Annotated in this window: 16 protein-coding genes and 1 riboswitch; of the genes, 3 read left to right on the top strand and 13 right to left on the bottom strand. The window is 60.9% G+C overall.

The features are described from left to right. Window positions 1-125: 125 nt before the first annotated feature. From AACY02_RS13155 to AACY02_RS13115, 9 genes are all read right to left on the bottom strand, one after another. Window positions 126-833 carry a PqiC family protein gene (locus AACY02_RS13155; protein ID WP_339432304.1) on the bottom strand — a complete coding sequence of 236 codons (708 nt, stop codon included), beginning with the start codon at window positions 831-833 and terminating at the stop codon, window positions 126-128. A gap of 176 nt (window positions 834-1,009) precedes the next feature. Beyond that, complete coding sequence (parC, locus tag AACY02_RS13150; protein WP_339432303.1) at window positions 1,010-3,274, bottom strand: DNA topoisomerase IV subunit A; 2,265 nt, start codon at window positions 3,272-3,274, stop codon at window positions 1,010-1,012. Window positions 3,275-3,281: 7 nt separating this feature from the next. Then, window positions 3,282-3,806, bottom strand: coding sequence for a retropepsin-like aspartic protease family protein (locus AACY02_RS13145; protein ID WP_339432302.1), 525 nt, complete (start codon window positions 3,804-3,806; stop codon window positions 3,282-3,284). Continuing rightward, complete coding sequence (locus tag AACY02_RS13140; RefSeq protein ID WP_339432301.1) at window positions 3,803-4,792, bottom strand: esterase-like activity of phytase family protein; 990 nt, start codon at window positions 4,790-4,792, stop codon at window positions 3,803-3,805. Before AACY02_RS13140 ends, AACY02_RS13145 begins: the two co-directional genes overlap by 4 nt. Next, window positions 4,792-6,699: a DNA topoisomerase IV subunit B gene (parE, locus tag AACY02_RS13135; protein WP_339432300.1), complete on the bottom strand. Its 1,908-nt coding sequence runs from the start codon at window positions 6,697-6,699 to the stop codon at window positions 4,792-4,794. The genes AACY02_RS13140 and parE overlap by 1 nt, the downstream gene beginning before the upstream one ends. Before the next feature lie 41 nt (window positions 6,700-6,740). Continuing rightward, window positions 6,741-7,349, bottom strand: a complete 609-nt coding sequence (locus AACY02_RS13130; RefSeq protein WP_339432299.1) for a YqiA/YcfP family alpha/beta fold hydrolase — start codon at window positions 7,347-7,349, stop codon at window positions 6,741-6,743. A 90-nt stretch (window positions 7,350-7,439) separates the two neighbouring features. Further along, window positions 7,440-8,255, bottom strand: coding sequence for a 3',5'-cyclic-AMP phosphodiesterase (gene cpdA / locus AACY02_RS13125; RefSeq protein WP_339432298.1), 816 nt, complete (start codon window positions 8,253-8,255; stop codon window positions 7,440-7,442). A 99-nt stretch (window positions 8,256-8,354) separates the two neighbouring features. Continuing rightward, complete coding sequence (locus AACY02_RS13120) at window positions 8,355-8,807, bottom strand: DUF1249 domain-containing protein (RefSeq protein ID WP_221731220.1); 453 nt, start codon at window positions 8,805-8,807, stop codon at window positions 8,355-8,357. Continuing rightward, window positions 8,798-9,415, bottom strand: coding sequence for an NUDIX domain-containing protein (locus tag AACY02_RS13115; protein ID WP_339432297.1), 618 nt, complete (start codon window positions 9,413-9,415; stop codon window positions 8,798-8,800). The genes AACY02_RS13120 and AACY02_RS13115 overlap by 10 nt, the downstream gene beginning before the upstream one ends. A gap of 228 nt (window positions 9,416-9,643) precedes the next feature. Between AACY02_RS13115 and AACY02_RS13110 the strand changes: the two genes are divergently transcribed. Next, entirely contained in the window at window positions 9,644-10,390 is a 747-nt protein-coding gene (locus AACY02_RS13110; RefSeq protein ID WP_339432296.1) for an RsiV family protein, read from the top strand. On the opposite strand, the gene cytX is transcribed toward AACY02_RS13110, so the two are convergent. Together cytX and thiC are read right to left on the bottom strand one after the other, a co-directional pair. Continuing rightward, window positions 10,359-11,651 carry a putative hydroxymethylpyrimidine transporter CytX gene (gene cytX, locus AACY02_RS13105; protein WP_339432295.1) on the bottom strand — a complete coding sequence of 431 codons (1,293 nt, stop codon included), beginning with the start codon at window positions 11,649-11,651 and terminating at the stop codon, window positions 10,359-10,361. The two genes, AACY02_RS13110 and cytX, sit on opposite strands and share 32 nt — an antisense overlap. 187 nt (window positions 11,652-11,838) lie before the next feature. Continuing rightward, window positions 11,839-13,728: a phosphomethylpyrimidine synthase ThiC gene (gene thiC, locus AACY02_RS13100; protein WP_339432294.1), complete on the bottom strand. Its 1,890-nt coding sequence runs from the start codon at window positions 13,726-13,728 to the stop codon at window positions 11,839-11,841. Between the two features lie 146 nt (window positions 13,729-13,874). Next, window positions 13,875-13,980, bottom strand: a riboswitch (TPP riboswitch). A 204-nt stretch (window positions 13,981-14,184) separates the two neighbouring features. On the opposite strand from thiC, the gene AACY02_RS13095 reads away from it, so the two are divergent. Next, window positions 14,185-15,618, top strand: a complete 1,434-nt coding sequence (locus AACY02_RS13095) for a TolC family outer membrane protein (RefSeq protein WP_339432293.1) — start codon at window positions 14,185-14,187, stop codon at window positions 15,616-15,618. Between the two features lie 57 nt (window positions 15,619-15,675). On the opposite strand, the gene waaA is transcribed toward AACY02_RS13095, so the two are convergent. After that, complete coding sequence (gene waaA, locus AACY02_RS13090; RefSeq protein ID WP_339432292.1) at window positions 15,676-16,950, bottom strand: lipid IV(A) 3-deoxy-D-manno-octulosonic acid transferase; 1,275 nt, start codon at window positions 16,948-16,950, stop codon at window positions 15,676-15,678. A gap of 11 nt (window positions 16,951-16,961) precedes the next feature. Continuing rightward, the gene (locus tag AACY02_RS13085; protein ID WP_339432291.1) at window positions 16,962-17,858 is read right to left on the bottom strand and encodes a LysR family transcriptional regulator; all 897 of its coding nucleotides are present in this window, start codon (window positions 17,856-17,858) and stop codon (window positions 16,962-16,964) included. 109 nt (window positions 17,859-17,967) lie between these two features. Between AACY02_RS13085 and AACY02_RS13080 the strand changes: the two genes are divergently transcribed. After that, the gene (locus AACY02_RS13080; protein WP_221731228.1) at window positions 17,968-18,300 is read left to right on the top strand and encodes a DMT family transporter; all 333 of its coding nucleotides are present in this window, start codon (window positions 17,968-17,970) and stop codon (window positions 18,298-18,300) included. Window positions 18,301-18,382 lie beyond the last annotated feature (82 nt).

Here is an 18,382-nt window from a genome sequence, read left to right as displayed (position 1 = left end):
AAACACCAGAACCCTTGTGGGGGCGGGCTTGCTCGCGAAGGGGCTAGACGCCTGACCACAAATCGCCAGACAGCAGACACAACAAAGCCCGCACAAGGCGGGCTTTGTCTTGACTCAAACCAGACTTAGAAGCGGAACACTTCCATATCGGTGCGAATCGGCGAAGCCATCGGGATCTTCGGCTGCTTGTCGGCTTCCGAAGGCGCTGCCGGTTTCGGTGCCGGTTTACGCTGCGCCTCGACCACCGGCGGCTGATTGGCCAGCGGTTTGAGCGCCACCGACAGTTGATCGGCCAACCGCTGCAACAGAATCCCCTGTGCCTGAACCTGCGAAGCCGTGCTACCGGCGTGCAGTTCTTGCAGGTGGACGATACGGTTATCGCGCACCTTTCCACGACGGTCGATCAATCGCCATTGCGCATCGAGAATCGCCGGTTGTTTCTCGCCGGAGTCCAGACGCGTGATGGTCAGCAATACCTGCACATCCGGGGTGAAGCCCTGAGTGGCCGGCGCCAATACCACGCGCTGGCTGTCCAGATGACCGGCAACCTGACGCAGCAGCAACTGGTCGATATCCGACGAAAGGCTGCCGGCCCAACGACCATCGGTCGCCGCTTGCAGACTGCCGTCCGGTTGACGTTGCAGCAGGGTTTCACGTTGCAGGTAGTCGGCGACGACTACAGGGCCCAACAAAACCGCCATGCCTGCGCTTTGCGCAGGCTGAACCGGACTTCCGCTGTCCAGCTGATACAGCGACACCGGCTGGTGTACGCTGCAACCCGCCAGGCCAAGAACGCCGGCGAGCAGGAAAATAAGGGGGCGCAGAGCAGTCATCATCCCGTCCAGGTGGCCGCCACTCGGCTGACCACAGTGAAAATACTCAATAAATATGAAGAACGCTCGGCCACGCCGGCGCTTGAAAGGCCATATCATCCGTGAATATGCGTTCCGACTCCAGCGCCAAAGCGTCGATCTACGCGTTAAATCGTAGATCGAGCGCTCTGGGACGCCTAATTGAGGTTTTCGACGAGCAGTGCATCGACTCGCTGGAAGCCACGCGGCAGTTTATTGCCACGGCGACCACGCTCGCCTTTGTAGTGTTCGAGGTCGTCGGCTTTGAGCGACAGAGTCCGTTTTCCGGCCTGCAACACCAGCGTTGCGCCTTCCGCAAGCACGGCGATGTCCGTGACATATTCTTCGCGACTGGCCACGCGCTCACCGGAAATACCGATGATCTTGTTGCCCTTGCCCTTACCTAATTGTGGCAGATCGCTGATTTTGAAAATCAGCAGGCGACCTTCGGTCGTGACCGAGGCCAGCCAGTTCTGTTCACGATCGGTCACCGGACGCGGTGCGATCACTTTGGCGTTGTTCGGCAGGCTCAACAGGGCTTTACCGGCCTTGTTCTTGGCTTGCAGGTCTTCGCCTTTGACCACGAATCCGTAACCGGCGTCGGAAGCGATCACGTACAGCGCGTCGTCTTCCGGCATCATCACGCATTCGAACGATGCGCCCGGTGGCGGCGTCAGACGGCCGGTCAACGGCTCGCCCTGGCCACGCGCCGACGGCAACGTGTGCGCGGCGACCGAATAGCTGCGGCCGGTGGAGTCGATAAACACCGCAAACTGGTTGGAGCGTCCCGCTGCCGAGGTCTTGAAGCCGTCGCCTGCCTTGTACGAAAGGCCAGTGGCGTCGATGTCATGACCTTTGGCCGAACGGATCCAGCCTTTTTCCGACAACACGACTGTTACTTTCTCGTTCGGCAGCAGATCGTGCTCGGTCAACGCCTTGGCTTCGGCGCGCTCCACGATTGGCGAGCGGCGGTCGTCGCCATAGGTTTCGGCGTCCTTGATCAGCTCGGTGCGCACCAGTTTCTTCAACTTGGCTTCGCTGCCCAGCAGCGCTTGCAGCTTGGCTTGTTCCTTGAGCAGTTCGTCCTGCTCGTCGCGCAACTTCATTTCTTCCAGTCGCGCCAATTGACGCAGACGGGTGTCGAGGATGTAGTCGGCTTGAATCTCGCTGAGGGCGAAGCGCTCGATCAGCTTGGCTTTGGGGTGTTCCTCGGTACGGATGATGTGGATCACTTCATCCAGATTGAGGTAGGCAATCAGCAAACCGTCCAACAGGTGCAGACGACGCTCGACCTTGTCGAGGCGAAATTGCAAGCGGCGACGCACGGTCTGCACGCGGAACTCCAGCCATTCGACCAGCAAGGCGCGCAGGTTTTTGAGCTGTGGCTTGCCGTCCAGGCCGATGATGTTGACGTTGACCCGGTAGGTCGACTCCAGCTCGGTGCTGGCGAACAGGTGCTGCATCAGCGCTTCGTGATCGACGCGGCTGTTGACCGGGATAATCACGATGCGGCACGGATTTTCGTGGTCGGATTCGTCGCGCAGGTCGGCGATCTGCGGCGCTTTCGACGGTTTGGCCTGCATCAGCGCGGCGATCTGCTCCAGCACTTTGGCCCCGGAGACCTGATGCGGCAGCGCGGTGACGATGATGTCGCCGTCCTCGACGTGGTACACGGCGCGCATGCGCACCGAGCCCTTGCCGGTTTCGTACATTTTCAGCAGGTCGGCGCGCGGCGTGATGATTTCCGCTTCGGTCGGATAGTCCGGGCCCTGGATGTGTTCACAGAGTTGCTCGACCGTGGCTTTGGGCTCATCAAGCAAGCGCACGCACGCCGTGGCGACTTCGCGCAGGTTGTGCGGCGGTACGTCGGTGGCCATGCCCACGGCGATGCCGGTGGTACCGTTGAGCAGAATGTTCGGCAGACGCGCTGGCAATACCAGCGGTTCCTGCAGGGTGCCGTCGAAGTTCGGCCCCCAGTCCGCGGTGCCCTGGCCCAGTTCGCTGAGCAGCACTTCGGAATAACGCGACAGGCGAGCCTCGGTGTAACGCATGGCCGCGAAGGACTTGGGATCATCCGGCGCACCCCAGTTACCCTGGCCGTCGACCAGCGTGTAGCGATAGCTGAACGGCTGAGCCATCAGCACCATCGCTTCGTAGCACGCCGAGTCGCCGTGGGGGTGGAATTTACCGAGTACGTCACCGACGGTACGCGCCGATTTCTTGTGTTTGGAGTCAGCGTCCAGCCCCAGTTCGCTCATCGCATAAATGATGCGACGCTGCACCGGTTTCAGGCCATCGCCGATATGCGGCAAGGCACGGTCCATAATCACGTACATGGAGTAGTTGAGGTAGGCACTTTCGGTGAAGTCAGCCAGCGAGCGGCGCTCTACGCCGTCTAAGCTGTCTGCAAGGATGTCGCTCATGCGGGCCTCATCGTTTCGTTGTCTGGCGCAGCAGCATGGTGCCACCGCGCTGAGTAAATTCAAGTTTGTTCAGGGCGCTCATCCCGAGCAGCACCTGATCACCCTGCAAGCCTGGCGCCACCAGTGCGCGGACGTCCCGCAGCACGATGTCGCCCAGTTGCAGGCGGTCAATTTTTGTACGATAGCCCTGGCTCAGGCCATTGGCCGTGCTCAGGGTCACACCAAAACCCTCTTGCAGCTTCAAACGCTCGGCCAGATCCGCCGGGATCGCCACATCGGTTGCGCCGGTGTCGAGCAGGAATTCAACCGGCTCGCCGTTGATCTGGCCGCTGGCGACAAAATGCCCCTGGGCGTTACCGGCCAGCTTCACTTCGATATAACCTTCGCCCTGCTGCGAACTCACCACCACGTTCGGATTCTGCTGGCGTTGTTCCCACTGGCCGAAAAACCGCGTGGCCAGAAAAAGCGCAGCGCACCAGGCCAGGATCATCAGCACCCGCCCGGCGCGCTTGCCCGGTGGTTGCTGGCTCAAGGCTTGGCGCTCCAGCCACCGTCAGGTGCGGCGAACCGCCAGACGACCGGCCGAACCTCACCGTCGGCACGTGGGCCAAAATTATTGTCGACGCCGATCCACGCACCCTCAGCATCAACGATCAGTGCCTCTTCCAGCCCGTAGCTCTGTGAGTATTGGCGGTTGGCCTGCAACAGTTCGGCCGCATACGACCAGCAACGCTCGACCTTGGCTGTTTGCGCATCGCGACGACATATCTGGAAGGCGTTGCGTTCAAGGGTAAACAGTTTGCCGTTGAACAACGAAAGGTCGGAAAAGTCCCGATCGACCGCTTTGGCATCCGGGAACTGCGGCGGCTGCATCTCCTTGCCACTCTCGCTGAGCAGCACGCAACGACCGTCGCAATCCCACACCGTCTGCTGGCGCTTGATCTTGAGCAAGCCACGGCTTTGCCGTTCGGCCGCCAGCCACATCTGATCGCCTGCCGGGTTGATCGCCAGGCCTTCGAATATCGCATTGAAATGCAGGAGCATGCCGCTGGCCCGCGCTTCGCGAACCATCATCGGCGAGATTTTCAGCCAGTTGGCCGGGCCATTGAGGGGCACCTGCAATACCGCTGCATGGCCTTCGCTGACGATGTAGCGATTGCCAGCGCTGTCGCAGGTGATGCCTTCGAAATCCAGATCGCCACCGCGCACGAACGACGCGGCCCAATTGCGCGAGCGCAACCCCCACGGTAAACCGGTCTCCGGCACTTCGGGCACGTCGATGTGCAAGGCTTCGGCCTGCCAGACCTGATCGGCGGTATTGAGCCGATAAATCTGGTCGTCATCGCGGTCCGACACCGTCCACAACTCGCTGCCACACATCGCCAGCCCCGACAGGTTACCGCCGCGCATGCCGTCGACCGGGTGCTCGGAAAGCACGCGCAACTCCTGCAACGGCTCGGCCGACACGCTCATCGCACTCAGCAGCAACGCACCCGCCAAGGCCCAGCCAAACCGCATCAGGCCAGCACCTCGGCGAGGTTGCCTTTGGATTCGAGCCAAGCCTTGCGATCACCGGCGCGTTTCTTCGCCAGCAGCATGTCCATCATTTCCGAGGTCTGGGCGAAATCTTCGCCCAGCGTCAGTTGCACCAGACGCCGGGTGTTGGGGTCCATGGTGGTTTCACGCAACTGCGGCGGGTTCATTTCACCCAGACCTTTGAATCGGGTGACCTGTGGTTTGCCGCGTTTTTTCTCGGCCACCAGACGGTCTAGAATCCCATCACGTTCGGCTTCGTCGAGGGCGTAGTAGATCTCTTTGCCGAGGTCGATACGGTACAGCGGCGGCATCGCGACGTAGACGTGACCGGCATCCACCAACGGGCGGAAATGCTGGACGAACAACGCGCAGAGCAAGGTTGCGATGTGCAGGCCGTCAGAGTCGGCGTCGGCGAGGATGCAGATCTTGCCGTAGCGCAACTGGCTCATGTCCGCCGCGCCCGGATCGACACCGATGGCCACGGCGATGTTGTGCACTTCCTGGCTGGCGAGCACTTCGCTGCCGTCGACTTCCCAGGTGTTGAGGATCTTGCCGCGCAACGGCAGGATCGCCTGAAACTCTTTGTCCCGGGCTTGCTTGGCGGAACCGCCGGCGGAATCACCTTCGACCAGGAACAGTTCGGAACGCATCGGGTCCTGCCCGGCGCAGTCAGCGAGTTTGCCCGGCAGTGCCGGCCCCTGAGTGACGCGCTTGCGCTCGACCTTTTTGCTGGCCTTGAGACGACGGCCGGCGTTGTTGATCGCCAGTTCGGCCAACGCCAGACCGGTTTCCGGGTTGGCGTTAAGCCACAGGCTGAAAGCATCCTTGACCACACCGGAAACGAACGCCGCCGCTTCACGCGATGACAGACGCTCTTTGGTCTGGCCGGAGAATTGCGGCTCCTGCATCTTCATCGACAGCACGAAGGCGATGCGCTCCCAGACGTCTTCCGGCGCCAGTTTCACACCGCGCGGCAGCAGGCTGCGGAATTCGCAGAACTCGCGCATCGCATCAAGCAAGCCCTGACGCAAACCATTGACGTGGGTACCGCCCTGCGCCGTCGGGATCAGGTTGACGTAGCTTTCCTGCACCGCGTCGCCACCTTCGGGCAACCACAGCAGGGCCCAGTCGACCGCTTCTTTATTACCGGCGAAAGCGCCGCAGAACGGCTCGTCCGGCAGGCGTTCAAATTCGCTGACCGCGTCGACCAGATAGGAGCGCAGGCCGTCCTCGTAATGCCACTCGACTTTCTCGCCGGTGCCTTTGTCTTCAAAACTGACCAGCAGCCCCGGGCACAGAACGGCCTTGGCCTTGAGGACGTGCTTGAGGCGGCTGATGGAAAATTTCGGTGAATCGAAGTATTTCGGGTCCGGCGCGAAGTACACGCTGGTGCCGGTATTGCGCTTGCCGACGGTACCGACGATTTCCAGTTCCGAGGCCTTGAAGCCGTCGTTGAAGGTCATCTGGTATTCGTTGCCGTCACGCTTGACGCGAACCCGGACTTCGGTCGACAAGGCGTTGACCACGGAAATACCCACCCCGTGCAGACCGCCGGAGAATTGGTAGTTCTTGTTGGAAAACTTGCCGCCCGCATGGAGCTTGGTGAGGATCAGTTCGACACCTGAAACACCCTCTTCCGGGTGGACGTCGACCGGCATGCCACGACCGTCGTCGCTGACTTCCAGCGAGTGATCGGCGTGCAGGATCACCTGCACCGATTTGGCGTGGCCGGCGAGGGCTTCGTCGACACTGTTGTCGATGACTTCCTGGGCGAGGTGGTTCGGCCGACTGGTGTCGGTGTACATGCCGGGGCGTTTGCGCACCGGGTCGAGGCCCGAGAGGACTTCGATGGCGTCGGCGTTATAAGAACTAGCGCTGGGAGTGGCCATAGGGTCTCGTCGTCAGTCATTCATGAAAGAGGGGCAAGACTTCACAGTGCGGTGAAATCGATTGCCTGATACACATCGGCGCCAATGCCGGCAAAACTCAACAAGGCTGGCAATTGCCCGGCAAAACACTGGAAACCATGGTCGCCGCCGGCCTGAATGCGCAAGGCGCAGGCCCGGTAATAGTGCTGGGCGAGGCGATAATCCAGTGTTTCGTCGCCGGTCTGCAACCACACCTGATACCGCTGCGCATCCTGGGGCGCCGGCACTTCCAGCTCGGCCAGGGCCGTCACATGGTCGTGGGTCAATTCCCAGGTTTCATCGGTATACAGGTTTTTCTGCGTTCCCAGATAGCCGTCGAACATCCGATGCGGACTGACGGCCGGGTTGACCAGCAACGCTTTCAGGCCATGGTGCTCGGCCAGGTGAGTCGCATAGTAGCCGCCGAGTGAGCTTCCCACCAGCAGCGGCCGGCCCAGCTCGGCAATCGCTTGCTCCAACTGACCGATGGCTTGGTGCGGATGGTGATGCAAGGCCGGAACCTGCAGTTGCCCGCTCAAACCCAGCCGCTCCATCACCGCGACCAGCTCACAGGCCTTTTTCGAGGCCGGCGCGCTGTTGAAACCGTGGATATAGAGGATCGAACCGGACATTTGAGCTCCCTGAGTGTCGGCGAAAGATAGCGGAGTTTACAGGGAGTCGAGGGGATCGTGGGTGTTTGTAAGGATGCCTTCGGTGCGGCCTCAGTAACCGTTTGAACCGTAATCGACAGTGAAGGCGAAATCCGTGACCCGCTCGACGCCAGTCTCCAGCCGCCCGTCTGGCAACAACCGCAACCAGCGATACCCCGGCGCCTGGTCCCCGACCTTGAAGTCTTCACTGTTTGGCTCGAACTGAATGCAGGTCGACGGGGAAGCCATCAGCCGCACGCCGTTGCGCTCTCGGTCGACTTCCTGATGCACATGCCCCCACAGCACCGCACGCGCCTGTGGAAAACGATCCAGCACCTCGAAAAACGCCTCGGGATTGCGCAAACCGATCGGCTCCGCCCAGGCACACCCCACTGGCACCGGATGATGGTGGAAACACACCAGATGATGGCGTTCCGGTGCCTCACTCAACGAGCGGGCGAGCAACTGCAATTGATCGTCCTGCAGGTAACCGGGCACAGAACCCGGCACCGCCGAGTCGAGCAAGGTCACGCGCCAGTTGCCGACATCGACCACTGACTCCAGCAACGCACTTTGTACCGCGGCCTGCGCCATGATCTGCGGCTCATCGTGATTGCCGGGAATCCAGCGCGCTGGCGCATCGATCTGCGCGGTCATCTGGCGAAACTGTTGATACGACTCCAGCGTGCCGTCCTGGGAAATATCCCCGGTGGCCAGAATCAGGTCGATCCGCGGTTGCTGCCTGTGCACCTGTTCGATGACCTTCTGCAGGCTCTCGCGGGTGTTCATACCCACCAGCGTGCCATCCGCCTCGGCGAACAGATGACTGTCGGATAACTGCACCAGCAGCGCCGGATCGGCGGTGGTCAATGCGGATACGCTCGGCAAGGCGTTCTCCCAGGGCAAAAGCACGGAATCGGTTGAGTGCCGCAATTATGCTGGGGGATCACTGAAAGGGGAAACCTGTGAACCGGACGCAGTTCACAACTAGCGTACGACTTCGTACTCATGCCCCAAGGCCAGGCAATGACTCAACCACTCCCCCAGAAACAGATTGAGTTGAGCCTTTTCATCCGGCTGATGCATCGCGGCGTTCGGGTAAGGATAGATGCCGCGAAAGCGTCGTGCATGTTCGGCGCTGATGACCTCGGCCATGCGCGCGTCGTGATAGACCTGCACTTCCAGTTGCGGCACCGGCAGCCACGGCAGGCTGTGTTCCTGACGCACCTGCAACGTAGTGGTGTAAGGACAGGTTTGCAGCACTTCAAGGGCCAGCACGCCGAGCATCTGCTCGCCCTGAGTCACGGCGATGCGTCGCGCCTCCGGGTCGTTACGCATGTCCGGCACCAGTCGCATCAGGCGCGCGTAGTTGGCCTCGCAGGCGGCTTGCAGCCCCACGAGGTCGACTCGATAACGATCGCGCAGCTTGTTTACAACCATAACCCCCTCACTTCGGCACGGTTCAGCGCCAGCCATTGCAGAGCGATGATGCTCGCCGCATTGGCAATACGTCCATCGCGTACAGCCTGCAAGGCATCTTCAAACGCCCAGACCGTGACGCGGATATCTTCGGCCTCTTCCTCCAGCCCATGCAGGCCGCCCACACCTGCGGTTTCGCAACGCCCCAGATACAAATGCACAAACTCGTTGCTGCCGCCCGGCGACGGGAAATACTTGGTCATCGGCCACAGGGCCTTGATGTCCAGCCCAGCTTCCTCCTGCGCCTCGCGGTGAGCAACTTCTTCCGGTTGCTCGTCCTTGTCGATCAGACCAGCGACCAACTCAACCAGCCAAGGGTTGCTGGCCTTGCCCATGGCGCCGACGCGAAATTGCTCGATCAGCACCACTTCGTCGCGCTGCGGATCGTAAGGCAGCATGCAGACGGCATCGTGACGTACGAACACTTCGCGGTTGATTTCGCGGCTCATGCCACCCGCGAACAATTCATGGCGCAGGTGCAAACGGTCGAGCTTGTAAAAGCCCTCGTAGCATTTTTCGCGCCGCACGATATCGACGGCGGTTGGAATGGCGTTGGCAAAGTCAGTCATGAGCATCCTCTTTACTGCAAATCCATTACGAGGTTCCTTTTTGTGACTTGCAACCTCGACTTCGCGCCATCCTAACGCGCCCGCATCGTTTGATGCAGCCCCTTTACCGTCAGCGGGATGGACGGTGAAGGCGAAACCCACTCTAATTAGCTTAGTGGCGAACTGACTGCTTCGGTGAGAGTCGAAGCGGATATCTTTTTGCCTTCCCCTGTTTCAGAAAGGACGCCCATGTCGCTTTTCAAAATTGCCTCCGTGGCCGCCATCGCCCTGACCCTGGGCGCGTGCGCGAGCCTGTTCCAGCCCAACTACCGCACGCCCCTGCAAACCACCCGCGATGCGTCGGAACAGCTCAAGCCTGGGTGTTCCAGCCCCGACTGCCCGCTGGTGAATATCGATACCGTACATTTCGCGGCAGAGCCTGCCCTGGACGGCATCATCGAAAAACGCCTGCTGCAAATGACCCGCACCGAACAGAACCCATCGGTGGCGCCAACCCTGGCGGCCTACCGCGAGCAGTTCTTGAATACTGCCGGCCCACGCAACAGCAGTTATCTGCAAGCCAAAGTACGCGAGCAGCATGACGGCTTGGTGATCATCGAATTGTCGAGCTACCTCGACACCGGCGGCGCCCATGGCACACCGGGTCGCGGTTTCATCAACTATTCGCGCCAGCAGCACAAAGTGCTGAACCTGTCGGACATGCTGATGCCAGGTCAGGAAGACGCGTTCTGGAAGGCTGCGCAGGTGGCACACAACAGTTGGCTGATCAGCACCAAGCTCGATCAGGAAGCGGAATTCGTTTCGAGCTGGCCGTTCAAGAAAACCCCGAACGTGGCGCTGACCTACGGTGGCGTAATCCTCAAGTACGACGTGAGCACCATCGCGCCTTACGCGCTGGGTCACGTCGAACTGAAGATCCCTTATCCGCGCCTGAACGGCATTCTCAAGCCTGAGCTGTTCCCCGGCCGTAACTGAAAGCCCGGCCGAGCACGAGTTGCAGCAGCCCTGCCAGCACCAGCGCTGGCAGGGTTGCGCCGACATCCGGGTACAGATTCGCCAGCAAGTGATAGGTGCTCACACCACCGAGCCAGGCCAACAGCGCCGGCCAGCGCAATGCGGCTGACGCAACCCGAGTGCTGCGCTTGCGCAAGATGAAGTGATCCACCAGCACCACGCCGAACAGCGGCGCAAACACCGAGCCGATCAGCAGCAGGAAATTCTGGTATTGCGCCAATGGCGCCAGCAGTGCGATCAGCGTGCAGATCGCGCCGATGGCCAAGGCCAGATGCTCGACTTTCAAGCGCAACAGAATCCCGCTGGACACCGCGGCCGAGTGAATGTCGGCGAACGCGTTTTCCGACTCGTCCAGCAAAATCAGCAACAACGGAATCCCCAGACCGGCGCCAGCCAGGGCCAGCAACAGCGCGTTGACTTCTCCACTCGGCGCGAACGCCAATGTGTAAGCGACGCCCAGGCTCATCAGCCAGAAATTGCCGACGAAGAAACCGATGGCGGTGCCGCCGAAAACGCTCTTGGCCCGTTTGCCGAAACGCGAGTAGTCGGCAATCAGCGGCAACCACGACAGCGGCATGGCGATGGCAATGTCGAAGCCCACGGCGAACGGCATCGAACCATCGCCGGCACGCGCCCAGAGAGCAGCCAGATCGGCCTTGGCGAACAGGTTCCAGGTCAGCCAGAGGCATGCGGCCAACAGCAGCCAAATGCCCCACTTACGCAGAACCTTGCGCACGAACGTCAGCGGCCCGCTGACCGCAAGCAATGTCGCCAGAGCGCCGAAAACCAGCGTCCACAACACCGGATTCGACCCCAGCGAACCTTCGCTGAACGCACGGGTGCCGAGCAGGCTGGCGGCGTCGCGCATGACGATGATTTCGAATGAGCCCCAACCGATCAGTTGCAGCAAATTGAGCAGCGCCGGCAGGCTGGCGCCTTTGTTACCGAGGCTGAGTTTCAGCGCGGCCATCGACGACAGGCCGGTGTCGCTGCCGATCACGCCAACAGCGGCCAGCAGCAGAACGCCGACCAGCGTGCCAAGGAAAATGGCCAGCAGCGAACCCGACAGGCCCAGACCCGGCGCGAGCAATGCGCCGGTCTGCAACACCATCAGGCCGATGCCTAAGGAAAACCACAGGGAAAACAGATCGCGACCGCCGAATACACGCTTTTCGGCGGGTACGGCAAGGTCAGGGGAGTAAGTGCTGGGTTGAATGCTCAAGGGTGGTATCTCGGAGGAATATTTTTGTCATTGAGACCCCTGGCGCCTGTTCTGACGCCTTCGCGAGCAAGCCCGCTCCCACACCGGATCTCCTGTGAACACAAGTTCTGTGAACAACTGGATTCAAATGTGGGAGCGGGCTTGCTCGCGAAGAGGCCAGTACAGGCACCGAAAATCTCAGGTCAGATCAAACCTTCTTGTACAGCTGACTGCCTTCCTTCTTGAACCGCTCGGCCTGTTCCGCCAGGCCTCGGGCGACATCCACGTCGACCGCTTCGATACGCTGGTTGGCCGCGTACTCACGGACTTCCTGAGTGATCTTCATCGAGCAGAATTTCGGCCCGCACATCGAGCAGAAGTGCGCGACCTTCGCCGAGTCCTTCGGCAGCGTTTCATCGTGATACGAACGGGCGGTGTCCGGGTCCAGACCGAGGTTGAACTGGTCTTCCCAACGGAATTCGAATCGCGCCTTGCTCAGAGCGTTGTCGCGGATCTGCGCGCCCGGATGGCCCTTGGCAAGGTCGGCGGCATGCGCGGCGATCTTGTAGGTGATGATCCCGGTCTTCACGTCATCCTTGTTCGGCAAGCCCAAGTGCTCTTTGGGCGTCACGTAGCACAGCATCGCGCAACCGAACCAGCCGATCATCGCCGCACCGATGCCCGAGGTGATGTGGTCGTAACCTGGCGCGATGTCGGTGGTCAGCGGGCCGAGGGTGTAGAACGGCGCCTCGTCGCAGCACTCGAGCTGCTTGTCCATGTTCTCTTTGATCAGTTGCATCGGCACATGACCGGGGCCTTCGATCATGCATTGCACATCGTGCTTCCAGGCGATCTTGGTCAGCTCGCCGAGGGTTTCCAGTTCGCCGAATTGCGCTTCGTCGTTGGCGTCGGCAATCGAGCCCGGACGCAGGCCGTCGCCCAGCGAGAAGCTGACGTCGTAGGCCTTCATGATTTCGCAGATTTCGTCGAAGTGGGTGTAGAGGAAGTTCTCTTTGTGGTGCGCCAGGCACCACTTGGCCATGATCGAACCACCACGGGAAACGATGCCGGTCACCCGCTTGGCGGTCAGCGGCACATAGCGCAACAACACACCGGCGTGGATGGTGAAGTAGTCGACGCCCTGCTCGGCCTGCTCGATCAGCGTGTCGCGGAACAACTCCCAGGTCAGGTCTTCAGCGACGCCGTTGACCTTCTCCAGCGCCTGATAGATCGGCACAGTGCCGATCGGCACCGGCGAGTTGCGGATGATCCATTCGCGGGTTTCGTGAATGTGTTTGCCAGTGGACAGGTCCATCACGGTGTCCGAGCCCCAGCGAATGCCCCAGGTCAGTTTCGCCACTTCTTCTTCGATGGACGATCCCAGGGCGCTGTTGCCGATGTTGCCGTTGATCTTCACCAGGAAGTTACGGCCGATGATCATCGGTTCCAGTTCGACGTGGTTGATGTTGGCCGGAATGATTGCGCGACCACGGGCGATTTCTTCGCGGACGAACTCAGGGGTGATTTCTTTCGGGATGCTCGCGCCGAAGCTGTGCCCGGCGTGTTGCTGGTTCAACAGGCCGGCGGCGCGGGCCTCTTGCAGCTTCATGTTTTCGCGGATGGCGACGTATTCCATCTCGGCGGTGATGATGCCTTTGCGCGCGTAGTGCATCTGGCTGACGTTGGCCCCGGCCTTGGCGCGGCGCGGGTTGTTGACGTGAGCGAAACGCAGCTTGGTCAGTTCCGGGTCGGCGAGGCGCTCCTGACCGAAGCTGGAGCTCAGGCCGGCCAGGCGCTCGGTGTCACCACGGTCGTCGATCCAGGCCGAACGCACATCGGCCAAACCTTTACGCACGTCGATCACCACGTTCGGATCGGTGTACGGACCGGAGGTGTCGTACACAGTGACCGGCGCGTTGATTTCGCCGCCGAAGTCGGTGGGGGTCACGTCCAGGGTGATTTCGCGCATGGGCACGCGGATGTCCGGGCGCGAGCCCTGAACGTAGACTTTTTGCGAACGGGTGAACGGCTTGACCGATTGCTCGTCGACCTTGGCCGAGTCACTCAGGTTGATCGCGTTTTTTGCTTTTGTCGTCATCACGGGCTCTCCAGACAGCATCCAGGCAGTGGATTGTCGGAGCAGAACCTGAAAGGCACGGACGCACCAGGACCGGTGCTGTGCATCGTCGTCGAGCGTTCGATTGTCGAACAATATCCCGGACGAAGCACAAGAGGACTCGCCGGGTGACGAGAAATCTTGTTCCCTACGCAGGCGCTAACCTGATCAGGTTCAACGGGATCCGAAATTATTCGATCTCAGCCTCATAGCAAGGCACCCCGACAAGAACCCGGCCAGTCTAGACACAAGCGGCAAAGAACGCCAACACCGCGGCAAACACCATGATGAATGGCGCAATTGCCGGTGCTTGCAGGATTGTTGCAGCCCCAATGCCCAACTACACTCGCTACGCCATGCTGCGCCTTGACGCTGCGTGGACCGCGCCTTACCTTTGACACCCGGATTATTTCCATAATATTTGCTAGGGATCGCCTCATGCTGCGCAAACTTTCACTGGCTCTTGCCGTGTCTTGTGCGTCCAACGCAATGGCCTGGGCAGCAGAAGCGCCCTTGTCGACCAAAACCGATCTGGTCAGCGTCTATCAGGAAGCGGTCGACAACAATGCCGACCTCGCCGCCGCTCGCGCCCAGTACGGCGCACAGAAAGAAGTCGTACCGCAGGCCCGCGCCGGGCTGCTGCCGAACCTGTCCGGTGGCGCCGAAGTCGCCAACGTGCGCACCTCGATCGACCAGCCTTCGGCCACCGCCAGCCGCAGCGCCCATTCCTATCAGGCGACCCTGGCCCAGCCCTTGTTCCGCGCTGATCGCTGGTTCCAGTACCAGGCCGCCAAAGACGTCAACGAACAGGCGGCGCTGCAACTGTCTGCCACTGAGCAAAACCTGATCCTTCAATCGGCCGAAAGCTACTTCAATGTGCTGCGCAGTCAGGACAACCTGGCCTCGACCAAAGCGGAAGAAGCAGCGTTCAAGCGCCAACTCGACCAGTCCAACGAGCGCTTCGATGTCGGCCTGTCGGACAAGACCGACGTGCTGCAATCGCAGGCCAGCTACGACACCGCACGGGCCAACCGGATCGTCGCCCAGCGTCAGGTCGATGATGCGTTCGAAGCGCTGATCACCCTGACCAACCGTCAGTACAACTCGATTCAAGGCATCGTCCACACGCTGCCGATCCTGCCGCCAGCGCCGAACGACGCCAAGGCCTGGGTCGACACGGCGGCGAAACAGAACCTCAATCTGCTGGCGAGCAACTTTGCTGTCAGTTCGGCTGAGGAAACGTTGAAGCAACGCAAGGCCGGTCACTTGCCGACCCTCGACGCCGTGGCCAAATACGAAAAGGGTGACAACGACGCCCTCGGGTTCTCCAATCCGAACGCCTTCGGCACGCCGTACCGTGGCAACGTCGAACAGAGCACGCTGGGGCTGCAACTGAACATCCCGATCTACAGCGGCGGGCTGACCAGTTCGCAAGTGCGTCAGTCTTACGAGCAACTGAATCAGAGCGAACAACAGCGCGAATCCCTGCGCCGGCAAGTCGTCGAGAACACTCGCAACCTGCACCGTGCGGTGAACACCGATGTCGAGCAGGTGCAGGCGCGCCGCCAGTCGATCATCTCCAACCAGAGCGCAGTGGAAGCCACGGAAATCGGTTATCAAGTCGGTACGCGCAACATCGTCGATGTGCTCGATGCCCAGCGACAGCTGTACACCTCGGTGCGCAACTACAACAACACCCGCTACGACTACATCCTCGACAACCTGCGCTTGAAGCAGGCAGCAGGCACGTTGAACCCGGGTGACTTGCAGGACCTGACGCGCTATCTGAAAGCCGACTACAACCCGGACAAGGACTTCCTGCCGCCGGACCTGGCCAAGGCTGCTGAGGCGCAGCTCAAGGCGCGGCCTTAAAAAAATCGCCGCCTGCGGTGTGAGCTGGAGCAGGCGGCGATCTTTTTTTGTGTAGGGTTACTTGATCAAGCGCCCCAACCCATCCAACAAACGCTGCAACGCCCCCTGATTGCGGCGCATCACATTCAGCCCCGCCTCAGCCATGCGCTGCGCATCGCGCGGCAGTTCGAACAAGCGCCGCACTTCCACTGCCAGCCCTTCGGCATCATCCACCTCAACCAACGCGCCGGCTTCACGCATCTGCGCGGCGATGTCGAGGAAGTTGAACAGGTGCGGGCCGCTGATCACAGGTTTCGCCAAGGCGGCCGGTTCCAGCAGGTTGTGCCCACCGTTCGGCACCAGGCTGCCGCCGACAAACGCACTGTCGGCCAAGGCATAGAGAAACAGCAACTCGCCCATGGTGTCGCCGAGCAGCACCGATGTTTCAGCCGCGACGTTAGCGTCGGTGGAGCGGCGCACCGTGGCGAAGCCTTCGTGCTGGCACAGTTCGAACACCGTGCTGAAACGCTCCGGATGACGCGGCACCAGAATCAACAGTGCATTCGGATAGCTGGCCAGTAACTGACGATGGGCGTTGAGCACCACTTCGTCTTCGCCTTCGTGAGTGCTGGCGGCGATCCACACCGGACGTTCCAGCGCTTGCCACTGGCCACGCAATTGGGCGGCGCGCTGCAGCAGTTGCGGGTCGATGGTCAGGTCGAACTTGATCGACCCCGTCACTTCGACCGTTTCAGGACGCGCGCCCAGATCACGGAAGCGCTGGGCTTCCGCTTCGGTCTGCACGGCAAAAAAACTCATCTCGGCGAGCATTGGCGCGGTCAGCTTGCTGAAGCGGCCGTAACCCCGGGCCGAACGTTCAGACAATCGCCCGTTGGCCAACGCCACTGGAATACCGCGTTTGGCGCACTGATGAATGTGATTGGGCCAGAGCTCGGTTTCCATGATCACCGCCAGCTTCGGCTGCGCACGCTCCAGAAAACGCGCGGCGGCACACGGCAAGTCATACGGCAGGTAGCAATGCTGGATGCGCGGCTCGTTGGCGAACAGGACCTGAATTCGCTCCGATCCGGTCGGCGTCATGCAGGTCACAGTGATTGGCAACTGTGGATAACGTTGCAGCAAGGCGCGAATCATCGGCGCCGCCGCAATACTTTCGCCCACCGACACCGCGTGCACCCAGATGCCACCCGGTTGCAACGTCGGCATGCCATAAGAGAAACGTTCGCCAATCCGCTTGGCATACGCCGGCGCTTTTCGCGCCCGTAGCCATAGCCGAATCGCCACCAATGGCAGCCCCAGGTAAAACAGCGCGGTGTAGAGAGTTCTATTCATGGCGGCGGAGTTTATCGACTTTTGTCGCCGATGGCCCGCAAGTGCACGGCAAAACGCTCTGCCAGCCAGCGCGCGGCCGGGCCGAGCGGCTCGTCGCGGCGCCAGACCAGTTCGACCACCAGCGCCGGCGGCGTCCATTCGCTGTCGAGCTCGACCATCAAGCCCTGATAGGCCGAATACTGCACGACATGCCGTGGCAACCACGCCCAGCCCAGGTCGCGCACCAGCCACTCGGCCATGACATAGAAGCTGTCGGCACGCCACACTTGCGGGCTGGCCGGGTCGTTGCCGGGGTAAACACTGGTTTGCGTCGACATCAACAGTTGCCGATGTTGCGCCATTTGCTGGCAGGTGACGTAGGACTGCGTCGCCAAGGGATGGTTGATCCCGCAGACGGTGACCATCTCCACGCGCCCCAGTACCCGACGTTCAAGTGCCTCGGGGATTTCATCGTGATAGAACAGCAGCCCGAGATCGGCGCGGTGTTCCACCAGTTTGCGCGCCACTTCGCCTTGGGCGGCGCTGGTCAGTTGCACTTCCAGGCTGGGGAAATGCTCGGCCAACGCGCCGAAACTCTCCAGCAGCGCCTGGTACGGCATCGCCTCATCCTGAGCCACCCGTAATTGCGCCTCCTGGCCGCGCATCATCGCCATGGCCCGACCATTGAGACGCTCGCATTGGCGCAACACTTCCCGCGCCTCTTCAAGCAGTGCCTCACCCGCTTCGGTGAGGCTGGGTTGACGCCCGCTGCTACGCTGGAACAGGCTGACACCCAAGTCGTCCTCCAGCATGGCAATCGCACTGCTGATGGCTGACTGCGCCTTGCGTTGCTGCCGCGCCACGGCGGAGAACGAGCGCTGCTCAGCGACGTCGACAAACACCCGCAACTGATCGAGATTCCACTGCATGCTGATCCACCAACCTATCTCAATAACAGATAGGTAATGACTTTACCCCATCTGAGGAATCACTAGAATGCCGCCTCAGCAAGCAACATTTTCCATGAGGATTTGAACCATGAACGCCTACGTCTATCTGGCCATTGCCATTTGCGCCGAAGTGATAGCCACCGTTTCGATGAAGGCGGTCAAAGGCATCAGCACACCCCTGCCACTGATTCTGGTGATTGTCGGCTACAGCATCGCTTTCTGGATGCTGACGCTGGTGGTGCGAACGGTGCCGGTGGGTGTCGCTTACGCCGTTTGGGCCGGAATGGGCATCGTCATGGTCAGTGTCGCGGCGCTGTTCGTTTACGGGCAGAAGCTGGATCTGCCGGCGATGCTGGGGATGGCGTTGATTGTCCTGGGTGTCGTCGTCATCCAGCTCTTCTCGAAAACCGCCGGCCATTAACGCCAACTCCAATCCCTGTGGGAGCGAGCAGGCTCCCACATTGGTCTTGCCTCAGCCTTGTTGATCACCGACAAATCCGCCT

This window comes from Pseudomonas sp. EA_65y_Pfl2_P78 (assembly GCF_963970495.1).
GTDB lineage: Bacteria > Pseudomonadota > Gammaproteobacteria > Pseudomonadales > Pseudomonadaceae > Aquipseudomonas > Aquipseudomonas baetica_A.
The sequence above is the reverse complement of the archived record's forward strand: the minus strand, read 5'-3'. Positions and strand labels throughout refer to the sequence as shown.

Coding starts and splice junctions, on each gene's coding strand:
- waaA (WP_339432292.1), bottom strand. CDS start 16,950: ATGAATAGAACTCTCTACACCGCGCTGTTTTACCTGGGGCTGCCATTG.
- AACY02_RS13140 (WP_339432301.1), bottom strand. CDS start 4,792: ATGCGGTTTGGCTGGGCCTTGGCGGGTGCGTTGCTGCTGAGTGCGATG.
- AACY02_RS13120 (WP_221731220.1), bottom strand. CDS start 8,807: ATGGTTGTAAACAAGCTGCGCGATCGTTATCGAGTCGACCTCGTGGGG.
- AACY02_RS13095 (WP_339432293.1), top strand. CDS start 14,185: ATGCTGCGCAAACTTTCACTGGCTCTTGCCGTGTCTTGTGCGTCCAAC.
- AACY02_RS13080 (WP_221731228.1), top strand. CDS start 17,968: ATGAACGCCTACGTCTATCTGGCCATTGCCATTTGCGCCGAAGTGATA.
- AACY02_RS13130 (WP_339432299.1), bottom strand. CDS start 7,349: ATGTCCGGTTCGATCCTCTATATCCACGGTTTCAACAGCGCGCCGGCC.
- parC (WP_339432303.1), bottom strand. CDS start 3,274: ATGAGCGACATCCTTGCAGACAGCTTAGACGGCGTAGAGCGCCGCTCG.
- AACY02_RS13155 (WP_339432304.1), bottom strand. CDS start 833: ATGACTGCTCTGCGCCCCCTTATTTTCCTGCTCGCCGGCGTTCTTGGC.
- AACY02_RS13085 (WP_339432291.1), bottom strand. CDS start 17,858: ATGCAGTGGAATCTCGATCAGTTGCGGGTGTTTGTCGACGTCGCTGAG.
- AACY02_RS13110 (WP_339432296.1), top strand. CDS start 9,644: ATGTCGCTTTTCAAAATTGCCTCCGTGGCCGCCATCGCCCTGACCCTG.
- parE (WP_339432300.1), bottom strand. CDS start 6,699: ATGGCCACTCCCAGCGCTAGTTCTTATAACGCCGACGCCATCGAAGTC.
- thiC (WP_339432294.1), bottom strand. CDS start 13,728: ATGACGACAAAAGCAAAAAACGCGATCAACCTGAGTGACTCGGCCAAG.
- AACY02_RS13115 (WP_339432297.1), bottom strand. CDS start 9,415: ATGACTGACTTTGCCAACGCCATTCCAACCGCCGTCGATATCGTGCGG.